Source organism: Bacillus sp. MM09(2025) (assembly GCF_050496725.1).
Classification (GTDB): domain Bacteria; phylum Bacillota; class Bacilli; order Bacillales; family Bacillaceae; genus Bacillus; species Bacillus pumilus.
In genome coordinates, this window is the sequence record NZ_JBNWEN010000001.1 from 443671 (window position 1) to 464651 (window position 20981).

17 protein-coding genes are annotated in these 20981 nt (G+C 40.4%); all 17 read left to right on the top strand.

Annotated features, from left to right (window positions below; all coding sequences use genetic code 11):
* The first annotated feature begins 114 nt into the window (after window positions 1-114).
* Window positions 115-591 carry a MarR family winged helix-turn-helix transcriptional regulator gene (locus tag ACQYAC_RS02280; protein ID WP_012010014.1) on the top strand — a complete coding sequence of 159 codons (477 nt, stop codon included), beginning with the start codon at window positions 115-117 and terminating at the stop codon, window positions 589-591.
* Window positions 569-3688, top strand: a complete 3120-nt coding sequence (locus ACQYAC_RS02285; RefSeq protein WP_429942635.1) for an MMPL family transporter — start codon at window positions 569-571, stop codon at window positions 3686-3688. The genes ACQYAC_RS02280 and ACQYAC_RS02285 overlap by 23 nt, the downstream gene beginning before the upstream one ends.
* Before the next feature lie 31 nt (window positions 3689-3719).
* Window positions 3720-4448 (top strand): elongation factor P 5-aminopentanone reductase, encoded by a 729-nt coding sequence (ymfI, locus tag ACQYAC_RS02290; protein WP_429942636.1) that lies wholly within the window; start codon window positions 3720-3722, stop codon window positions 4446-4448.
* A 73-nt stretch (window positions 4449-4521) separates the two neighbouring features.
* Window positions 4522-4779 carry a DUF3243 domain-containing protein gene (locus ACQYAC_RS02295; RefSeq protein ID WP_003211590.1) on the top strand — a complete coding sequence of 86 codons (258 nt, stop codon included), beginning with the start codon at window positions 4522-4524 and terminating at the stop codon, window positions 4777-4779.
* Window positions 4780-4910: 131 nt separating this feature from the next.
* A complete protein-coding gene (locus ACQYAC_RS02300) occupies window positions 4911-5702 on the top strand; it encodes a DUF3388 domain-containing protein (protein ID WP_003211480.1) in 792 nt (263 codons plus the stop codon).
* A gap of 23 nt (window positions 5703-5725) precedes the next feature.
* A complete protein-coding gene (locus tag ACQYAC_RS02305) occupies window positions 5726-6637 on the top strand; it encodes a helix-turn-helix domain-containing protein (RefSeq protein WP_429942637.1) in 912 nt (303 codons plus the stop codon).
* A gap of 75 nt (window positions 6638-6712) precedes the next feature.
* Window positions 6713-7294, top strand: a complete 582-nt coding sequence (gene pgsA / locus ACQYAC_RS02310; protein WP_012010018.1) for a CDP-diacylglycerol--glycerol-3-phosphate 3-phosphatidyltransferase — start codon at window positions 6713-6715, stop codon at window positions 7292-7294.
* Window positions 7295-7310: 16 nt separating this feature from the next.
* Entirely contained in the window at window positions 7311-8561 is a 1251-nt protein-coding gene (locus tag ACQYAC_RS02315) for a competence/damage-inducible protein A (RefSeq protein WP_058013945.1), read from the top strand.
* A gap of 176 nt (window positions 8562-8737) precedes the next feature.
* On the top strand, window positions 8738-9778 hold the full coding sequence (gene recA, locus ACQYAC_RS02320) for a recombinase RecA (RefSeq protein WP_034662211.1): 1041 nt from the start codon (window positions 8738-8740) through the stop codon (window positions 9776-9778).
* Window positions 9779-10084: 306 nt separating this feature from the next.
* The gene (gene rny, locus ACQYAC_RS02325; protein ID WP_003211958.1) at window positions 10085-11647 is read left to right on the top strand and encodes a ribonuclease Y; all 1563 of its coding nucleotides are present in this window, start codon (window positions 10085-10087) and stop codon (window positions 11645-11647) included.
* An 88-nt stretch (window positions 11648-11735) separates the two neighbouring features.
* Window positions 11736-12530 carry a TIGR00282 family metallophosphoesterase gene (locus ACQYAC_RS02330; RefSeq protein ID WP_058013943.1) on the top strand — a complete coding sequence of 265 codons (795 nt, stop codon included), beginning with the start codon at window positions 11736-11738 and terminating at the stop codon, window positions 12528-12530.
* Window positions 12531-12731: 201 nt separating this feature from the next.
* Window positions 12732-12992 (top strand): stage V sporulation protein SpoVS, encoded by a 261-nt coding sequence (gene spoVS / locus ACQYAC_RS02335; RefSeq protein WP_003211281.1) that lies wholly within the window; start codon window positions 12732-12734, stop codon window positions 12990-12992.
* Window positions 12993-13194: 202 nt separating this feature from the next.
* A complete protein-coding gene (locus tag ACQYAC_RS02340; RefSeq protein ID WP_429942638.1) occupies window positions 13195-16239 on the top strand; it encodes an efflux RND transporter permease subunit in 3045 nt (1014 codons plus the stop codon).
* Window positions 16240-16434: 195 nt separating this feature from the next.
* Entirely contained in the window at window positions 16435-17310 is an 876-nt protein-coding gene (locus ACQYAC_RS02345) for an alpha/beta fold hydrolase (RefSeq protein WP_169056548.1), read from the top strand.
* A gap of 191 nt (window positions 17311-17501) precedes the next feature.
* The gene (gene tdh / locus ACQYAC_RS02350; protein ID WP_429942639.1) at window positions 17502-18566 is read left to right on the top strand and encodes an L-threonine 3-dehydrogenase; all 1065 of its coding nucleotides are present in this window, start codon (window positions 17502-17504) and stop codon (window positions 18564-18566) included.
* On the top strand, window positions 18563-19744 hold the full coding sequence (locus tag ACQYAC_RS02355; RefSeq protein ID WP_151282351.1) for a glycine C-acetyltransferase: 1182 nt from the start codon (window positions 18563-18565) through the stop codon (window positions 19742-19744). Before tdh ends, ACQYAC_RS02355 begins: the two co-directional genes overlap by 4 nt.
* Before the next feature lie 111 nt (window positions 19745-19855).
* The gene (locus ACQYAC_RS02360) at window positions 19856-20962 is read left to right on the top strand and encodes an MrcB family domain-containing protein (RefSeq protein WP_429942640.1); all 1107 of its coding nucleotides are present in this window, start codon (window positions 19856-19858) and stop codon (window positions 20960-20962) included.
* Window positions 20963-20981: the final 19 nt, after the last annotated feature.

Below are 20981 nucleotides of genomic sequence, written 5' to 3' on the forward strand. Positions count from 1 at the left end.
TTTTATGTCTAATAAATAAAAGCCTGTGATTTGTGAGGATTTTCATTGACAATCATTTTGTTCATTAGTTAAACTCTTTAATAGTTAAACACTTAAACTAAAAAGGAGCAACGTATGGAACAAAATAAAATTGCACAGCTCATTCAGAGATATGCAGACGTCTATCTCATGATGGAAAAAAAAGTATCTAGTATGATCACGGAAAAGCTTGATAAAGAGCTGACACTTGATCAGTATTACTCACTTCGATACATCAATTTACATCCTGGATGTACGTCAACTGACCTTGCAAATGTATGCAATGTGAACAAAAGTGCGGTAACTTCCATGACCAATCGTCTTTTTACAAAAAACTATATTGTCCGCGAGCATGATCAAGCCGATCGAAGAAATGTTCACCTGTACGTTACGCCAGAGGGCAAAGATGTGGTCAGCCGAATGGAAAAACAGCTTCAGGATTTAGTTCGATCTTATTTTGAAAAACTGGAAGAAAAAGAAATGGAATCATTTATTCAAACATATGAAAAGATCTATCAAGTAATCATCGAAGAGGAGGCACAAAGTACTAATGAGAGCAATCATAAAGGGTAGATGGCTGATCACGATTTTATGGGTCGTATTAGCAGCAGTGTTACTCATCACCGCTCCTAATATGGCGCAATTAACAAAAGAAAAAGGACAAATTTCAGTACCTGACGGCTATCCGTCCTCATATGCAAATCAGTTATTAAAGAAAATGTCTGAAAACGGTGATACAGAAAAATCAATTGTCATTGTCTTTCAAGAAAAGAACATCGTCAAAGAAAGAGAAACAACTTTAAAAAAAGCAATGGAGATTTTAGAAAAGGATCAAGATCTACATGTCGAGGACATCACTTCGTATTTTGACGCCAATAAAGATATCAAAAAACAGATGCTCTCTAAAGATCGAACGACGCTTCTTGTTCCAGTTACATATGACTCAAACAAAATCAAAGCTTCTGATTTTAAAGAAAGAGTCAGTGAAAAACTGAAGAGCTTAAATCTGACATATGAAATGACAGGACAGCCGTTAATTGATGATGACGTGATCACAAGCTCACAAGAGGGTCTAAAGAAAACAGAGTTCATTACGATTGGGTTTATTCTCATCGTCCTAGTCCTTGTCTTTAGATCAGCTGTGGCACCTTTCGTTCCGTTAGTCGCAGTAGCTCTATCTTACTTGGTGAGTCAATCCATCGTGGCTTATTTAGTTAAATATCTCGACTTCCCGCTCTCGACCTTTACTCAAATCTTCATGGTCGCGATCATGTTTGGTATAGGAACGGACTACTGCATTCTGCTTCTCAGCCGCTTTAAAGAAGAGATCGCACACGGTAAAGATAAAATTGAGGCGATTCTCATTACGTATAAAACAGCAGGAAAGACTGTTTTATTCAGCGGGATCGCTGTGCTCATCGGTTTTACATGTATTGGCCTGGCACAATTCCAGCTCTATAAATCAGCTGTTGCAGTAGCAGTTGGTGTCGCTGTGCTCATTGTGGCGCTTCTCACAATTGTTCCTTTCTTTATGGCGGTTTTAGGAAAAGTGCTATTTTGGCCGATTAAAGGTGATATTGCTCATCCGCAGTCAAAAATGTGGGAAACAGCAGGTCGCTTTTCATTTAAAAAACCACTTTTTAGTTTATTAATCGTAGGAATCATTACGCTTCCGCCCATTCTTATGTATAAAGGATCGCTTTCTTATAACAGCTTAGATGAAATTGGTAATAAATATGTATCAGTCAATGCATTCAATACGATTTCTGACAAATTTGGACCAGGAGAAGCTCTACCTGCAACGATTGTTGTGAAATCAGCTGATCTGTTAGACAACAATAAAGGACTGATTGCTGTTGAAAAACTCAGCCGTGCAATTGAACAAACAGATGGCGTAAGTAAAGTAAGAAGTGCGACACGTCCTGTCGGTAAAGGGCTGAGTGATCTATACGTGAAATCACAAGCAAAAGAACTGAATACCGGACTTGATAAAAGTAATGAAGGCTTGAAAAAAATCCAAGATGCACTGACGACAATGAGCCAATCCATTGAGGATCAAACGCCGCAAATCAAATCATCTGGAAAAGGCATTAACAAATTGATTTCTGGTACAGAATCAGTGCAAACAGGCATTCAAAACGTCGAAAAATCGTTAAGAGATTTACAAAGCGGAATCGATCAAAACAAAAACGGTGTTGCACAGATTAAAGAGAAAATTAAAGGTGCGAAAAAGGAATTAACGGCTCAAGTCGCACAAGTGAATCAGCAAGTGTCGCTGTATAAAAGCATCTCCAAAGAATTAAAAGCAGCATTGGCGCAGGTGGATACGTCATCCTCTGCCGCAGCAGACGTAAAAGCATTAATCACACAAGCAAATAAACAATTTAGTACACTTGAAAAACAAATTCCGCAGGTGAAAGAAAATCAATCGTATCAAGCCATCAAAGCTTCATATAATGAACTTTCTACGACCTTGCAAGAAGGGGCGAAGCAGGCAGACAGCTATGCCAAACAAGCGAAAGAAGCTAGAAAACAGCTTGAAGCAGCGGATGCCTTCATCGCAAAAGCTTCAGAGCAGCAAAAAGTTTTGACGAGTCAAATCGATGAACTCATTGCTGGCTTAGATGCAATTGAAACAGGATTGGATAAAACGTCTAAAGGTCAAGGGCAAATAGCTGATAATATGCCAAAGCTTGCAAATGGTGCCGGGCAAGTGATTGATGGTCAAAAACAAATGAAAGAAAAGATTGGCGGCTTTGGTGATGACCTAACCAAACTGACAGATGGACTGAACAAAAGCGTCGATGGCTTGGAGAAGATTTCAAGCGGATTAATGGGCGCAGGAGACTACTTAGACGAACTAAAAAATGCACCAGATCAAGACATGGCTGGTTGGTTTATTCCAAAAGATGTCCTGAAAAATAAAGCATTCAAGCAAGTGTTCGATTCCTATATGTCGGATGACCGCAAGATGACAAAGATTGACGTCATTTTAGAAAACAATCCATATGGGAACGACGCCATGAAAACGATTAAACAAGTAGAAGCTTCGGTAAAACGTGCACTTCCTGAAACAAATCTAAAAGATGTTTCATTTGGCGTATCTGGTGTATCAAGTATGAACGCTGATTTAAAACAGCTGTCAGACCAAGACTTCAATAAGACAGTTCTTTACATGATGATCGGTATTTTCCTGATACTCGTGATTCTGTTCCGTTCTCTTGTTATGCCGCTTTACTTAGTTGGATCGTTGATTTTGACGTACTTCACTGCGATTGGTGTAACAGAATTTATTTTCACCCATTTCTTTGGATATCCGGGCATTAACTGGGCGGTTCCATTCTTTGGATTTGTCATATTAATGGCGCTCGGAGTCGATTATTCGATTTTCTTAATGGAGCGGTTCAATGAATACAAAACAAAAGACATTCAGTTTGCGATGACTGAATCAATGAAGAATATGGGCTCTGTCATTATGTCTGCTGCTGTTATTTTGGCAGGAACATTTGCAGCCATGCTTCCTTCAGGAGTGCTGTCTCTCTTGCAGATTGCAACACTTGTCCTCACAGGGCTTTTGCTGTACGCACTCGTTGTGCTACCATTGTTCGTACCTGTGATGGTGAAATTGTTCGGATCAGCGAACTGGTTCCCATTTAAACGGAAAGAATAGATATTTTAAATAGAAAGTAGGAATCCATGTGATGAGTCGTTGGGCGCTGATAACAGGTGCCAGTGGCGGGATTGGGCAGGCTGCAGCCAAAAGGCTTGCCCAGGAAGGCTGCCACGTGATGCTCCATTATCACAAAAATGAACAGGCAGCCGTGCAGCTTGCTGCTCAACTGAAAGAAACATGTCATATTCAGACGCATGTCGTTCAAGCGGATTTAGCTAAAACGGGCGGAGCAGATGAGCTCGTCAGCCGTCTGCCCGTATCTCCAGATATTCTTGTATTAAATAGCGGTAAGAGTCATGTCGGATTAGTGACAGATACAGAAAAAGACGTATTAGCCAGTATGGTGCAGCTTCATGTCACAAGTCCATATGAGCTCACCCAACACCTATTGCCAGCCATGATTCAAAAAAAAGCAGGTCATATTGTTGCGGTAAGCTCGATATGGGGAGAAACAGGGGCATCGTGTGAAGTGCTGTACAGCATGGTGAAGGGCGCGCAAAATGCGTTTATTAAAGGTCTGGCAAAAGAGCTTGCCCCAAGTGGAATTAGAGCAAATGCTGTTTCACCAGGTGCCGTCCATACAGACATGATGAAAAGCTTCACACAAGAAGATATTGACATGCTGGAGGAAGAAATCCCGCTTGGCCGGCTTGCATCACCTGAGGAGATTGCTGATGTCATTTGGTTTCTCGCCTCAAAGCAGTCAAGTTATATGACAGGTCAAGTTTTATCCGTTAATGGCGGCTGGTACTGTTAAAAAACGTGTATAATTCATCACTCCATGACAAAAGCTATGGCTGTAATTCATCTTTTCGAATGGAGGAATCGACATGTCAGTACTTGAGAACTGGGACCATTGGAAAAACTTTTTAGGTGACCGTTTAAATCATGCGCAGGATAAAGGCTTAAAAGATGATACCATCAATAACCTTGCGTATGAAATTGGCGGATATTTAGCTAACGAAGTTGAAGCAAAGAACGAGCAAGAAAGAGTACTTGCTGACCTTTGGAGCGTTGCATCAGAAGATGAGCAGCGCGCAATTGCCAATATGATGGTCAAATTGGTTGAAAATAATAGCTCGCACTAAACAAAAAGAGGGGTCGTTTGTGCCTCTCTTTTTATTTTAACTGTTTCACAACATTGTGCTTTCTAAAAATGTGAAAATGCTTTATGATATAGGAAGGTAAAAATTTGCCACAATGAAGGGGGTAATATCATTTGGCAAAGCTCGAATGGTATTTTGAATATGAGATACAGGTAAACCGTCCCGGACTTTTAGGAGACATTTCATCTCTAATGGGGATGCTTTCAATTAATATTGTGACAATTAATGGTGTTGATGTATCAAGACGCGGAATGCTTCTGCGCTGTGACCATACAGATCAAATTAAGCGCCTTGAATCAATTTTAAATACAATGGAAACGATAAAAGTAACGAAATTAAGACAGCCAAAACTACGTGACCGCTTAGCGGTTCGTCACGGCAGATATATTCAGCGTGATGCAGATGACAAAAAGACGTTCCGCTTTGAAAGGGACGAGCTTGGTCTTCTTGTTGATTTTATGGCAGAACTATTTAAAAAAGAAGGACATAAATTGATTGGGATTCGCGGGATGCCGCGTGTCGGAAAAACAGAATCAATTGTGGCTTCAAGTGTATGTGCCAGCAAGAGATGGCTTTTTGTATCGTCCACTCTTTTGAAACAGACGATCCGAAGTCAGCTGATTGCGGATGAATACAGCCCAGATAACGTCTTTATTATTGATGGGATTGTGTCGACGCGAAGAGGTTCTGAGAAACACTTGCAGCTTTTAAGAGAAATTATGAGACTGCCGGCAACAAAAGTAGTTGAGCATCCAGACATTTTTATTCAAAATTCAGAATATACAATGGATGATTTCGACTATATCATTGAATTGCGTAATAGTGCAGACGAAGAGATTACATATGAACACGCTGAAGAACCACAAGTGTTTGATCATTCTGGTTTTTCTGGCTTCGATTTTTAATATGGTAATGGTAGGTGTTTGTTTTGACTGAATTGGGAAAACGGCTCATTGAGACCAGAGAGGAAAAAGGGATGTCGCTGGAGGATCTTCAGACGGTGACCAAAATCCAAAAGCGCTACTTGCTAGCAATCGAACAAGGAAACTATGATATTATTCCAGGTAAATTTTACGTCAGAGCGTTTATTAAACAATATGCCGAAGCCGTTGGACTAAATCCTGAACAATTGTTCGAAGAATTTCGTAAAGATGTGCCGAGCACGTATAACGATGAAGTATCTGATAAATTATCAAATATTAAGCCACAAAGAGAGCTGCCAAAGCCTGCCTCGAAGGTGCTTGAGCTGCTGCCGACCATTTTGATTATTGGAGGCGTCCTTGTGGTCATCGCGATCATTTATGTCATCGTGCAGGCGGTCAATCATGATAGCGGACAGAAGAACAACCAGACGGCTCCTCAGAAGTCAGAATCTAAGTATGAAGTATCTGAGGATTCATCTCTTGCAAAAGATCAAAAGAAAAAAGAAAAAGCTCCGTCAGATGATCAAGAAAAATCATCTAAAAAAGATGACTCATCAAAGGATTCATCCAAAGACGATGAAACGGTCTCTTTGAAGGCAGTGAATACAGAAGGCTCAACGACAACGTATGAAGCGTCAGGCGCAGATGAGATGGAGTTAACCATTTCTGCTACAAAAGCTTCATGGCTGCGCGTCAGAGACGAATCTGGAAAAGTGCTGAAAATGGGTGAACTAAAAGATGGTGAATCGTTTAAAACAGACCTGTCTGAGCTCTCTCAGGTCGATATCCGTCTAGGCAATGCGACTGGAATTGATATTAAGGTGAATGACGAGACGCTAAAGTACGAATTAGACCCTAAGAACACCATGACACAAAACATTGTGATTGTGAATAAAGGAAAGGAAAAGTCATCTTAAGCAAGTAGATGACTTTTCTTTTGTTCCTACTATTATATATACATAAAAAAATGGCTTATTGGAGGATTGAAATTCATGTTTAACTTACCGAATAAAATAACTCTTTCTAGGATCGCCTTGATCCCTGTTTTTATGATTATTATGCTTGCACCTTTAGATTGGGGCGTTGCGCGTTTTGGTCACGTCAGCATCGAAGTGACGCATCTTGTTGGAGCAATCCTGTTTATTGTCGCTTCGACAACGGACTGGATTGATGGGTACTATGCGCGTAAACTGAACTTAGTGACGAATTTTGGTAAATTTTTAGATCCGCTTGCAGATAAATTGCTTGTTTCAGCTGCTTTAATTATACTTGTTCAGTACAACCTCACGCCGGCATGGATGGCGATTGTGATCATTAGCCGTGAATTTGCTGTAACTGGACTAAGGCTTGTACTAGCCGGAGGCGGTGAAGTGGTAGCAGCTAATATGCTTGGTAAAGTGAAAACATGGGCGCAAATCATTGCGATTTCAGCCCTTCTCTTGCATAACCTTCCGTTTGAACTTGTATCATTCCCGTTTGGTGACCTTGCGATGTGGGTAGCAGTGTTCTTCACTGTTGTGTCAGGCTGGGATTACTTTGTGAAAAACTGGGAAGCTTTAAAGAATTCTAACTAAAAAGGACGTGTACGCTTTGAAGTCAGAGAGAAAAGCAGAAATTATTGCAGTCGGTTCCGAACTTTTGCTAGGGCAAATTACGAATACGAATGCACAATTCATCAGCAAACAGCTAGCTGAAATTGGTGTGAATGTTTATTACCATACAGCAGTTGGTGACAATCCAGAGCGTTTAAAAAGCGCCATTCAAGTGGCGCAGGAAAGATCGAATTTTATTATCTTCTCAGGTGGTCTTGGACCAACGAAAGATGATTTAACAAAAGAAACCATTGCGAGTACGCTCGGAAAAGAGCTCGTGCTAAATGAAGAAGCGTTTGAATCCATTCAAGAATACTTTCGAAAGACTGGACGAGACATGTCACCGAATAACCGGAAGCAGGCGCTCGTTCTAGAAGGTTCTGATGTGCTCGTGAATCGGTTTGGGATGGCCCCAGGTATGTTTATTCAAGAAAACGATACGTTTTATATGCTGCTTCCTGGCCCGCCAAGTGAACTGCATCCGATGTTTGAGAACGAGGCGAAACCGCTGATATCTGAGAAACTGGGTTTAAAGGAAAAAATCGTGTCTGTTGTTCTTCGCTTCTTCGGAATCGGTGAATCACAGCTTGAAACAGACCTAGAAGATTTAATTGATGCTCAAACAAACCCAACGATTGCACCTCTTGCATCTGACGGTGAAGTAACACTTAGGCTCACGGCCAAGCATGAGGATGAAAAAGAAACGGAGCGTCTGTTAAAAGAAACAGAAGCGAAAATTTTAGCACGGGTAGGAGAGTACTTCTACGGTTATGGTGATACCTCACTTGTCCGTGAAGCTTCAAAGGCCTTGCACGAACACGGGAAAACAGTGGCAGCGGCTGAGAGCCTGACAGGCGGAATGTTTTCTGAATGGCTGACAGATCTTGAAGGTGCATCGTCGATTTTAAGCGGCAGTATCGTTTGTTATACAAACAAAGTCAAACAGCAGGTACTTGGCTGCCGGGAAGAAACATTGTCTTCTCATGGTGCTGTCAGCAAAGAGTGTGCTTTAGAGCTTGCTGAAGGTGCTAGAAAGCTTACGGGAAGTGATATTGGCATTAGCTTTACGGGTGTAGCAGGCCCTGATACCCACGAGGGACAGCCTGTCGGGAAAGTGTTCATCGGGCTATCTACGAAAGACCATACTGACGTGTTTGAATGGATGTTTACAGGAAGCCGGTCGGGCATTCGCAAGCGCGCTGTGAAATACGGTCTGCATCACTTGCTCAATTTATTAAAAGAAAGTTAATTTTGTTTTTTGTTAGGTTTACTCCTTTATAAAAGAGTGTTTTTTCTACTAGAAATCACTCTTTTCTTAAAAATCTGCCAAGAAAAAATCGAATATGTGTTCGTTTTTTTCTTGGCAAATGACGTAAAACAAGGTATAGTATAGATAGTGGAATTGATAAAGGAGGAAACAATAGAATGAGTGATCGTCAAGCAGCCTTAGATATGGCTCTTAAACAAATAGAAAAGCAGTTTGGTAAAGGCTCTATTATGAAACTAGGAGAGCAAACAGATACACGTATTTCAACAGTACCGAGTGGTTCGTTAGCACTTGATACTGCACTAGGAATAGGTGGATATCCTCGCGGTCGTATTATTGAAGTATATGGTCCAGAGAGTTCTGGTAAAACGACAGTAGCACTTCATGCCATTGCTGAGGTTCAGCAGCAGGGAGGACAAGCTGCATTTATCGATGCAGAGCATGCGCTCGATCCAGTTTACGCTCAAAAACTAGGTGTCAATATTGATGAGCTGTTACTTTCTCAGCCTGATACAGGAGAACAAGCACTTGAAATTGCAGAAGCTCTTGTCCGTAGTGGTGCAGTTGATATTGTTGTTATTGACTCAGTAGCTGCTCTTGTACCAAAAGCAGAGATTGAAGGAGACATGGGTGATTCACACGTTGGTCTACAAGCACGCTTGATGTCCCAAGCACTTCGTAAACTATCTGGTGCCATTAATAAATCAAAAACCATTGCCATCTTTATTAACCAAATTCGTGAAAAAGTTGGGGTCATGTTCGGTAACCCTGAAACAACGCCAGGTGGACGTGCGCTGAAGTTCTATTCATCTGTTCGTTTAGAAGTGCGCCGTGCTGAACAGCTGAAGCAGGGCAATGACATTATGGGGAATAAAACGAGAATTAAAGTAGTGAAAAACAAAGTAGCACCGCCATTCCGTATTGCAGAAGTAGACATTATGTACGGTGAAGGAATCTCAAAAGAGGGCGAAATCATCGACCTTGGAAGCGAACTAGATATCGTACAAAAGAGCGGTGCTTGGTATTCTTACCAAGAGGAACGTCTTGGACAAGGCCGTGAAAATGCGAAACAGTTCCTTAAAGAAAACAAAGATATTCTTCTCATGATTCAAGAACAAATTAGAGAGCACTATGGTTTGGATACAAACGGAGTGAAAGCAGCTGAAGAAGAAGAAGGTCAAGAGGAATTGGAAATTTAAAGACTAAAAGACGCTGAAAAGCGTCTTTTTTTTACATTTACATGACAGCTAGCAGGTCAAAAGTTCTGACTTTGCTTGAAATAACGACTTACGCCTCAGTCTGACTAGCTTGACAAGTATTTCCGACACAATTACAATGGAAATGTATCACTTGTTTTTCTTAACATGATTGATAACTAATTTAAACTTGACAAGGGCAGTGAGGATCTCATTCCCTGTGAAGGCCCTGTATGTTGAGACTCAAAACAATGTACATGCCGACACTTTATTTGTAAAACCAAGTTCATAGCAAGAGGAGGTGAAAATATGTCGCCTACGATGTTTACGATCATCTCCATTTTGCTGAGCCTAATCTGTTTAGTTGTTGGCTACTTTGTTCGTAAAACCATTGCAGAAGCAAAAATATCCGGCGCAAGAAACATGGCCGAACAAATTGTTGAGGATGCAAAGCGTGATGCGGAAGCATTGAAGAAAGAAGCGCTCTTGGAAGCGAAAGATGAAATTCATTCCTTTCGAGTAGAGGCGGAGCAAGAAGTTCGTGAAAGACGTAATGAGCTTCAAAGACAAGAAAACCGTTTACTTCAAAAAGAGGAAAATCTTGATCGCAAAGATGAATCTTTAGATAAACGGGAGTCCCTGTTGGAGAAGAGAGATCATTCTCTGAATGAACGACAACAACATATTGAAGAGATGGAAAGCAAAGTGGATGATATGATTCGTTTGCAGAAAGCCGAGTTGGAACGTATTTCAAGTTTAACTCGAGATGAAGCGAAACAAATCATTCTGGATCAAGTTGAAAATGAGCTTTCCCACGACATTGCAGTCATGACGAAAGAATCTGAAAACCGAGCGAAAGAAGAGGCTGATAAAAAGGCGAAAAACATTCTTTCACTTGCGTTACAGCGTTGTGCAGCTGATCATGTAGCTGAAACGACGGTATCTGTAGTCAATCTTCCAAATGATGAGATGAAAGGTCGTATTATCGGACGTGAAGGACGAAATATCCGTACGTTAGAAACGTTAACAGGTATTGACTTGATCATAGATGATACACCTGAAGCTGTTATTCTATCGGGCTTTGATCCGATTAGACGTGAAACAGCGAGGATAGCTCTGGACAAGCTAGTCCAGGATGGCCGCATTCATCCTGCACGAATTGAAGAAATGGTGGAAAAATCACGCCGTGAAGTCGATGATTATATCCGTGAGATGGGTGAGCAAACGACATTCGAAGTCGGAGTTCACGGTCTGCATCCGGATCTCATCAAAATTCTCGGTCGCTTAAAATTCCGTACAAGTTATGGACAAAATGTCCTGAAGCATTCAATTGAGGTTGCACATCTTGCAGGTCTCATGGCTTCAGAGCTTGGAGAAGATGCAAAGCTTGCAAAACGAGCAGGTCTTCTGCATGACATTGGAAAAGCCATTGATCATGAAGTAGAAGGAAGCCACGTAGAAATTGGCGTTGAGCTTGCGACGAAATATAAAGAGCATCCTGTTGTCATCAACAGTATTGCCTCTCACCACGGTGACCAAGAACCGACATCTATTATCGCTGTTCTTGTTGCGGCAGCAGATGCATTATCTGCAGCACGCCCTGGTGCAAGAAGTGAGACGCTTGAAAATTACATTCGGAGACTTGAGAAATTAGAAGATATCTCTGAATCTTATGAAGGTGTTGAAAAATCGTTTGCGATACAGGCTGGACGTGAAGTACGTATTATGGTGAAGCCGGATTCAATTAATGATCTTGAAGCTCACCGTCTAGCAAGGGATATTCGTAAGCGGATTGAGGACGAGCTCGATTACCCTGGTCACATTAAAGTGACGGTCATTCGGGAAACTCGCGCAGTAGAGTATGCAAAATAGAGCGGTGCGCTTAGCGCCGCTTTATTTTTTTGTGTAAATATGCAACACTGATAAGAAGTCAATTTATAAGAGGAAGGGTTCAAAGCGCATGAAAATATTATTTGTTGGAGATATTGTCGGTTCACCTGGACGAGACACACTGAAAGAATACTTACCAAAACTAAAGAAAAAATATCAGCCCCACTTTACCATTGTCAATGGAGAAAATGCTGCTCATGGAAAAGGAATAACTGAAAAAATCTATCATGAGCTGCTCCAAGCGGGAGCTGACGTACTCACAATGGGCAACCATACATGGGATAAAAGAGACATTTTTGATTTCATCGATGACGCTGCCCACATGGTTCGTCCAGCGAACTTCCCAGAAGGCACACCTGGTAAAGGTTTGACGTTTATAAAAAAACAAGGAAAAGAATTAGCCGTCATCAACCTGCAAGGACGTACGTTTTTACCCCCACTTGACTGCCCATTTCAAAAAGCAGACGAGTTAATTGCAGAAGCATCCAAACGTACACCGTTCATTTTTATTGATTTTCATGGTGAAGCCACAAGTGAAAAACTAGCGATGGGCTGGTATACAGACGGCCGTGCATCATGTGTCGTTGGAACGCATACACATGTGCAAACAGCAGATAACCGCGTTTTGCCAAAAGGAACTGCTTATATTTCAGATGTAGGAATGACAGGACCTTATGATGGCATTTTAGGTGTTGATCGGGAGACGATTATTAAACGATTTAAGACAAGTCTTCCCGTCCGTTTTGAGATTGCAGAAGGACGTACGACATTAAGTGCAGTCATCGTAGAAATTGACGAACAGTCGAAAAAAGCTGTCAAAATTGATCGAATTTTGATAAATGATGACCATATTTTCTTTGAATAAATATTCACAAATTTATTTCAGAAAAATATTAATCAGAAAGAAGGAATATGCGCCCTCTATCGTGAATATAGTAAAAATGGTAGGTAGCCTGCTATTTTTGAAAAACATTTTGGGGATGGATTTTCAAAAAATAGCATCATCTAACAAAGATTGTTCTAATGAACACTCACTTATCCATTGTAAATTTAAGGGGGAGCAGAAATGGAAATTTTAAAAGTTTCAGCAAAGTCAAATCCGAATTCAGTAGCAGGAGCATTAGCAGGCGTTTTACGTGAACGCGGTGCAGCGGAAATACAAGCAATCGGCGCTGGAGCGCTGAATCAGGCGGTCAAGGCTGTAGCCATAGCAAGGGGATTTGTTGCACCAAGCGGAGTGGATTTGATATGCATTCCAGCCTTTACTGACATTCTTATCGATGGAGAAGAAAGAACAGCCATCAAATTGATTGTTGAGCCACGATAATTCTAATTTTATTATTTTCAACCTGCTTACATCATGTAAGCAGGTTGTTTTTGTTTACCACTATACATTTCTTATATAACATATTCAGTTCATGAAATAGATAAAAATTACATATTAGAGCTTGCATTTTTTCACCATGATGATAAATTAAGATTAAGTTAAAAGTACTTCATCAAAAATAAATATTTAAGTAGGTGAAATAATGGTTGAAGCTTTTTTGAAAAGAGGAAAGCTTGTTTTTATTTTATTTTTTATTGTTCTCATTGCTGGTGGCTATTTATTTACGCAGCTTCCTAAGCGAGAACTGCCAGAATTTCAAGCGAATATCGTCACAATTTCCACCGTTTTCCCGGGTGCGGATGCAAAACAGGTAGAAAGTGATGTAACCAATAAGCTCGAATCAGCCATATCTGATATCAATGGAGTAGAGAAAACGAGCTCTGTTTCTGCCATTGGTTTTTCAAATATTGTGCTTGAAATTGATGATCAAGCCGACTTTCAAAAGGTGGCAAGTCAAATTAAGAACGAAACCACAAGTACTGCGTCGTCCTTTCCTGATGGAGTGATGGAGCCTGATGTAAAGGATGAGTTTGGCAACGTGCCGGTTGGTTCTTATATGGTTGTGGCAAGTCAATCAGCAGACTTAGCAAAAAGTCAGGAATCGCTGCGTGCGTTGAAGGAAAAGGTTGAGGACATCAAAGGGGTAGACAGTGTCGTCATCAAAGGATTCAATGACAAGCAAGCGGTATTAAATTTAGATTCAAGCAAACTAGAGGATGAAGGGTTAAATGTAACGGATGTCACAAATGCCATCAATCAGGAGTTTGACACATCCCCACTAGGTGATATTCGGACAGGCGGTGAGAAGGTTAAGCTGTCCATAGGTACCTACGACCGTTTGGAACAAGTGAAAAAGCTTGAGCTCTTCTCCAAAACAAACCGGGAGCCGGTCACAATCAGTCAGCTTGGCAGCTTAAAAGAAGTAGAAAAAGAGAAAAGTGACATTGTGTCGTATAACGGAAAGCCTGCCTATTCATTTACAGTCAATATCAAACCAGGGCTTGATATCCCTAAAATGTATGACAAAGTCAGTGATGTTATTGAGAAAGAGAAAGAGCTTCCAAATGGCGTCGAGTGGGTAAACTACTATTCACAAAAAAGTGAAGTGGATGCCATTTTTAATGATTTGATAAAAGAAGCCATTGTTGCGGTCATCGCTGTTATTGTTGTCACCACACTTGGTCTTACCATTGGCGGTGCGTTTATCGTTTCACTTGCCATCCCGTTATCAATCACAATCGGAACGATTCCACTGCCATTTTTACAAGTGGACCTCAATCAGATTTCGATTATCGGCTTTATCATTGCCCTAGGAATACTTGTCGATGATGCCATTGTCGTCAACGATAATATTTTAAGGCAGATGAAAAAATATGAAAGTCCGCTGAAAGGAACGATTGCAGGGGTCAAAGAAGTTGCAGGATCTATTTTGACTTCCACACTTGCAGTTGTGTTTGCTTTCTTGCCGCTTGTTTTCCTATCAGGTGCAAACGGTTCATTTATACGAGCATTACCGTCTGTCCTCGTAACGACTGTACTTGCGTCTATGGTGATTTCTCTGACTCTAGTGCCAGTCTATCAATATACCGTGAACCGAAAAAGACAGAACAAGAAAATTCAAAAAGAGCCAGGATTCCTAGGCAAACCGTTAAAAAAATTAGCTAATTTTTATGCAGACCGCGTGCTGACGAACATTGTGAAGCGTCCGCTGCTTATTGGCTTAAGTGGTTTGCTTGTTGCAACGCTTGCCTTTTTACTAATTTTCATCACACCATTTGAATTTTTCCCTGCAGCGAATAAGAAAGAAGTGGTTGTCACTGTCACACTTCCGAGTGAAACAACATTAGACAAAACAAATGAAACATTAGAGAAAATAGAACAAGAGATGAAACAGCAGAAAGGTATTGAAGAGACGGCGATCTTTGCAGGCGGCGGTGTACCGAATCTGTTTAATGAAAGTATCTCAAATGCAAGTGATCATACTGGTCAGGTTGTCGTGAGAGTAGACAATGATCAGATGACGAGTAAACAATTGATCGATCGTATGACAGAGCCGTTGCGTAAGAAATTTAAAGATGCTGATATCTTTATGAAAACCATTGTTCAAGGACCCCCAACTGGTGCGCCTGTGACAGTAACCATTGCGGGTGACTCTTTTGCAAAGCTCATTGATGTCAAAGAAACGCTCACAAGTGAAATGAAAGAAAAAGGAGCAAGCTTGATTACTGACGATGTCAATCAGCCGGTAAAAACGATCTCCTTTGAACTAAACCGTGACCGAATGGCAGAGGATGGCCTCAGCGCTCAGTTTGTCAGCAGACAGCTCGGTCTTGTGACAGAAGGCATGCCATTAGGCAGCTTTAAACAAGGAACAAAAGATATCGACTTAGTGGTCAAACAGGATGTAGGTACACATCAAAATGGATTAAAGCTAAACAAAATAAAAGTGCCTGTCAATTCAAATGAAGGCGGTATGCCTTCACTAGAGCCACTTAGCCGATATGTAAAAGAAAAAGAAACAGAGCAGTATGAAAGCATTCCACATGAAAATGGAATCCCGACCATTACGCTGAAGGCGTACCCTGGCACGTCAGAGTCGTTTAAAGGCGACATGAAAGAAGTCGTCGATCAAATAGGAAAAACGGATGCAGCGAAGGATCTAGCTATTTCTCAAGGCGGAGAAAATGAAAATCAATCCCAGTTCTTTATTGAAATTAGTCTCTTGTTTGGAGTTGTCTTGCTGCTCATTTATGTAACCATCGCTTTCCAGTTCAATTCATTGATGCTGCCACTATTAGTTCTAGGAACGGTTTACTTAGCGATATCTGGAGCTGTTATCGGACTATTTGTCACACAAACGCCGTTCAGCTTTATGGCAACAATGGGAATTGTCTCATTAGCTGGTATCGTGGTCCGAAATGCCGTTGTCTTGTTCGAATTTATTGAGCAGCGGCGTAAACAAGGATTCGATCAACAGACAGCTGTCATTGAAGCAGGAAGAGCAAGGATCAGGCCAATTTTACTAACCGCATTTACGGCACTTGTCGCCCTTATGCCTGTAGCATTAAGTAATGATCCGCTCTTTAAGCCATTGGCAATCTGCATTGTATCAGGCGTATTTTTCTCTACAATTTTGACACTACTCATTGTGCCAGCCTTATATATTACCGTTTCAAAAAGACGGTGACGAAAAAAGTAAATCTCCTTTTGTTAGGGGATTTGCTTTTTTATGTGAAGTAACTCTGTTATGATGTGAATAAAAAAATAAATTTGAGCTCGTTCCAATGATTAGACCCATTTGTCACTTCGGTAAACGGAACTACGTTTGAACAATTGATCATTCAATTCATAATACTTTATTTCTATAAGGGAGGGGCTTTTTTTGGGCAAGCGGAGCATTTATAAAAGTGAAGGAAAAAAGCTTATTACTCAACATTATGATGATTATCTAAAGTCTTTTGATTTTGATGTTGAGCAGATTGATGTTGATACAAGTTATGGGAAAACGCATGTACTTATAGCAGGACCACCGGAAGGGAAACCTATTTTTATATTTCAGGGTGGTAATTGTATAAACCCGATGACTTTATCATGGTTTTTACCCCTCATAGACAAATACAGAATATATGCTCCAGATACAATTGGACATCCCGGATATAGCAGTGAAAATAGAATGTCAGCGAAGGATAATAGTTTTGCCCAATGGATCAAAGAACTAATGGATTACTTTAAGATCGATCGAAGTGCATTTGTTGGTCCGTCATACGGGGCAGGTATTATTTTGAGATTAGCTGCATTTATGCCGGACAAAATTGACTGTTCTGTTTTGGTCTCACCTGCAGGCATAAGTTTAGGCTCTAAGTTTAAAATGATACAACGTATTTTAATTCCCTTAGTCTTTTTTAAAGTAACTTCTTCACAAAAATATCTCAATAAAATCACTGATATAATGTCAGATCATAGCATGAGGGAAATGGATAAAAAACTTATTGGTGATATATTTAAATATATTAGACTTGAACAAGAAATGCCCAAGTTAACTACGAAAGAAGAATTAACATCGTATCGTTCTCCCACTTTCATCATAGCAGGAAAAAAGGATATCTTTTTTCCTGAAAGTTCATTAAATAAAGTAGCTAGTGACATCATTCCAAATTTGATTGCATTTAAGACGTACGATATGGGACATTTCCCATCTGAAGAACATCTGTTACACATGAACCGTGATATTGTAGAATTTTTAAAGAAGTACTACTAAATCTTTAATCTAGGGAACTTCATATTCATATGAGGTTCCCTTTCGTTTTTAACATCTTTTTTAAAAAAATATCTAAAAAAATATGTGGAGTGTTCATTTGTGTTTTTCCAGTAGACAGTGGTATTTACGAAGAAAATAAGACGTGTTAAAATCTCATTGGGAGAAGTTTTTTAACAAAGGGGTTGTACGTCATGTGTGGAACGATGAAAGCGATTGTTAAAAAAGAAAGCGCTTACGGAGCGGTGTTGATGGAGATGCCGATTCCAGAAATCAATGATCATGAAGTATTGATACAGGTGAAAGCCACTTCAATATGCGGAACAGACGTGCATATTTATAACTGGGATGATTGGGCAAAGGGAAGAGTTAAAGCGCCCTACATTTTTGGACATGAATTTACAGGGGAAGTTGTCAAGGCGGGGAGGCAAGTCTCTCGAGCAAAAGTAGGGGATTTTGTATCGGCAGAGACACATGTTGTATGTAATCAGTGCTCTATGTGTTTAACTGGGCAGCAGCATTTGTGTAGTGAAACGAAAATTTTAGGGGTAGACATTGACGGCTGTTTTGCTGAATATGTCAAAGTACCTGAACAAAATGTGTGGCACAATCCAGCTCAAATGCCAGTGGAGCTTGCGTCTATTCAAGAGCCGCTTGGAAATGCGGTTCATACAGTGCTGCACACACCTGTTTCAGGTAAGTCAGTGGCGATTTTTGGCTGCGGACCAATCGGTTTAATGGCGATCGCCGTCGCGAAAGCTTCCGGTGCTGTTCAAGTGTTTGCTGTCGATCAAAATGAATACAGGCTGGATCTTGCCCGAAAAATGGGGGCAGACCATATCGTGGATATTGGAAAAGATGATCCTGTTGAGGTGATTAAGCAGTTCACGCAGATGGAGGGGGCAGATGTGATATGCGAGATGTCAGGACATCCAGTTGCCATTAATCAAGCACTCGAAGCTTGTGTAAATGGAGGGAAACTCAATATACTAAGCTTGCCAGAACGACCAGTGACAATTGACATTACGAATCAAATTGTTTTTAGGGGATTAACCGTGCAAGGGATCACGGGAAGAAAAATGTTTGAGACGTGGCGTCAAGTATCTGAGTTATTAAGAACGAAGACCATCGATGTCCAGCCAGTTGTCACTCATACACTGCCATTTGATCAGTTCGAAAAGGGATTTGAACTCATGAGAAATGGGATGTGTGGAAAGGTCGTACTGATGATGCCATCAAATCAAAGGGGGAAGAAATGATGAAAGAATTCACGTATTTACAAGATGAACTGGAAACAATGAAGCAGCAAGGCACTCACCAAACATTGAAAGAGATTGACTCAAAACAATCATCTACTGTGACATTAAATGAACAATCTGTCATACAGCTCTCCTCAAATAACTACTTAGGCCTCACCTCACATCCAAGGCTGATGAAAGCGGCAAAAGAGGCCATTGATGAATTCGGTGCTGGTACAGGATCTGTACGAACGATCGCTGGCACAATGACGATGCACGAGCGTCTTGAAAAAAAGCTTGCTGCATTTAAAAAGACAGAGGCAGCCCTTGTGTTCCAATCAGGCTTTACGACCAATCAAGGGGTCTTATCAAGTATCTTGACGAAAGATGATATTGTGATTTCAGATGAACTGAATCATGCCTCAATCATTGACGGCATCCGGTTAACAAAAGCAGATAAAAAGGTATACGGGCATTCCAATATGGAAGAGCTTGAGAAAATTTTAAAGAAATCTATGAATTACCGCGTTCGTCTCATCGTCACAGACGGTGTATTCTCAATGGATGGAGATATTGCACCGCTTCCTGAGATTGTCAGGCTCGCAGAAGCATATGATGCATTTGTGATGGTAGACGATGCACATGCCTCGGGCGTGCTTGGTGAAAATGGCCGCGGGACAGTCAACCATTTTAAACTCGACGGCAGAGTGCACATTCAGGTTGGGACACTTAGTAAGGCTGTCGGAGTGCTCGGCGGCTATGTAGCGGGATCAGCCGTTTTAATTGATTATTTAAAGCATAAAGCAAGACCGTTTTTATTCAGCACCTCACATCCGCCAGCTGTGACTAGAGCGTGTGAAGAAGCGATCGAAGTGCTGTTAGACGAACCAGAGCGAATTAGCACGCTCTGGGAAAACGCCGCCTATTTCAAAGAAAAAGTCGTCAGCCTTGGGTTTCAAGTTGCTCCGACAGAAACACCGATTATTCCAATTATGATTGGAGACGAAGCTCTTACGTTCCGCTTTTCCAAGGCTTTAATAGACCGAGGTGTGTTTGCCCAAGGCATCGCTTTCCCAACTGTAGCAAAAGGAAAAGCGAGAATTAGAGCCATCATCACAGCAGAGCACACAAAAGAAGAACTAGACCGTGCACTGACGATCATCGAAGAAGAAGCAAAAAAACTGAACATACTTGATTGAGAGAGCGAAGGCTCTCTTTTTTTTGCACTATTCTTTCCATATTTCATCAAATCTACCGTTTGTTATGTATAATGTATGTAAAAAGATCTATTGAGGTAAGTGGTGAGGCAAATGTTATTTAATAAAAAAAATTTTTGTGAGCAATTTTTAGATTATAAGAACAAAGGGAGAACAGATAAGAATCACCCTTTTCACAACATGTTTAATAAAGAGATCCCAAACAACATTCGTTATGAATTAGAAAAACGTCATATGAGGAATTTGGACAGGATCGATATTAAAGCATCTACAGGAAATGGAAAAGTTGCAGAATGTTTTTGGATTGCACTGTTAGACAAGAGATTAACGACAAGTCCTAATTCCCAAAAAACAACGACACAAAAAGGTATATTTATTGTTATTTTATTCGCTGAGAACGGGGAAGATTTTTATTTAACAATTGAAACTGGAACTGAAAATTTATCTTTATCTGAAATTAAGGAAGAGGCAGCCATTTGGAGGCAAAGGCTACAGCTGGAATTAAAGCAACATAAAAGACTAGAGGGCTTTCATATAGGTGATTTTCATTTGGGTAAATCATTAAGACCTAAAAAATATGCAGCAAGCTCATTGGTCTTTAAAAAGTATAATATTGATCATTTTGACTATTACCAATTAATACAAGATATCAATTCTTTAAATGAGTTTTTTTATGATTTTGTTTACGAAATATATTTGGATCAGGACCTTACCCCAAAATTGGAAGATCAGAACAAGTATAAAAGAAAAAGAATCATTCATAGAGATGTTTATAAACAATTAAGAGAAGAAAGAGCAAAGCAAAACGAAGAGACAGGTAGAATAGCAGAGAAATTTGTTTATCATAAGGAAGTAGAGCAATTAAAAGCAGTGGGACGGGAACAATTAGCGGAAGCTGTCGATTGGGTAGCTGAAACGGAAGATGGTCATGGATTTGATATTAAATCTTATTACCCCGATGGAAAAGAGAAGCTTATAGAAGTAAAAGGATCTAAACTGACTCACCATGACTTTCCATTCTTCTTATCTGAACAAGAAAGAATGGTAGCAGAAGAGGAAAAAGAATCATATGTAATTACTTTAGTTGAGAGTGTCGGTACACAGCAGATGAAGATTGTCAAAGAAATACAAAACCCTTTAGGTAAAGACGATCTACATCTGAAACCTACTCAATATTCATGCAAAATTCGTGTGGATTGAAATGTGGTGGCACGTATGA

Coding starts and splice junctions, on each gene's coding strand:
- ACQYAC_RS02355 (WP_151282351.1), top strand. CDS start 18,563: ATGATGAAAGAATTCACGTATTTACAAGATGAACTGGAAACAATGAAG.
- ACQYAC_RS02285 (WP_429942635.1), top strand. CDS start 569: ATGAGAGCAATCATAAAGGGTAGATGGCTGATCACGATTTTATGGGTC.
- tdh (WP_429942639.1), top strand. CDS start 17,502: ATGTGTGGAACGATGAAAGCGATTGTTAAAAAAGAAAGCGCTTACGGA.
- ACQYAC_RS02340 (WP_429942638.1), top strand. CDS start 13,195: ATGGTTGAAGCTTTTTTGAAAAGAGGAAAGCTTGTTTTTATTTTATTT.
- ymfI (WP_429942636.1), top strand. CDS start 3,720: ATGAGTCGTTGGGCGCTGATAACAGGTGCCAGTGGCGGGATTGGGCAG.
- ACQYAC_RS02280 (WP_012010014.1), top strand. CDS start 115: ATGGAACAAAATAAAATTGCACAGCTCATTCAGAGATATGCAGACGTC.
- ACQYAC_RS02360 (WP_429942640.1), top strand. CDS start 19,856: ATGTTATTTAATAAAAAAAATTTTTGTGAGCAATTTTTAGATTATAAG.
- rny (WP_003211958.1), top strand. CDS start 10,085: ATGTCGCCTACGATGTTTACGATCATCTCCATTTTGCTGAGCCTAATC.
- pgsA (WP_012010018.1), top strand. CDS start 6,713: ATGTTTAACTTACCGAATAAAATAACTCTTTCTAGGATCGCCTTGATC.
- ACQYAC_RS02295 (WP_003211590.1), top strand. CDS start 4,522: ATGTCAGTACTTGAGAACTGGGACCATTGGAAAAACTTTTTAGGTGAC.
- ACQYAC_RS02330 (WP_058013943.1), top strand. CDS start 11,736: ATGAAAATATTATTTGTTGGAGATATTGTCGGTTCACCTGGACGAGAC.
- recA (WP_034662211.1), top strand. CDS start 8,738: ATGAGTGATCGTCAAGCAGCCTTAGATATGGCTCTTAAACAAATAGAA.
- spoVS (WP_003211281.1), top strand. CDS start 12,732: ATGGAAATTTTAAAAGTTTCAGCAAAGTCAAATCCGAATTCAGTAGCA.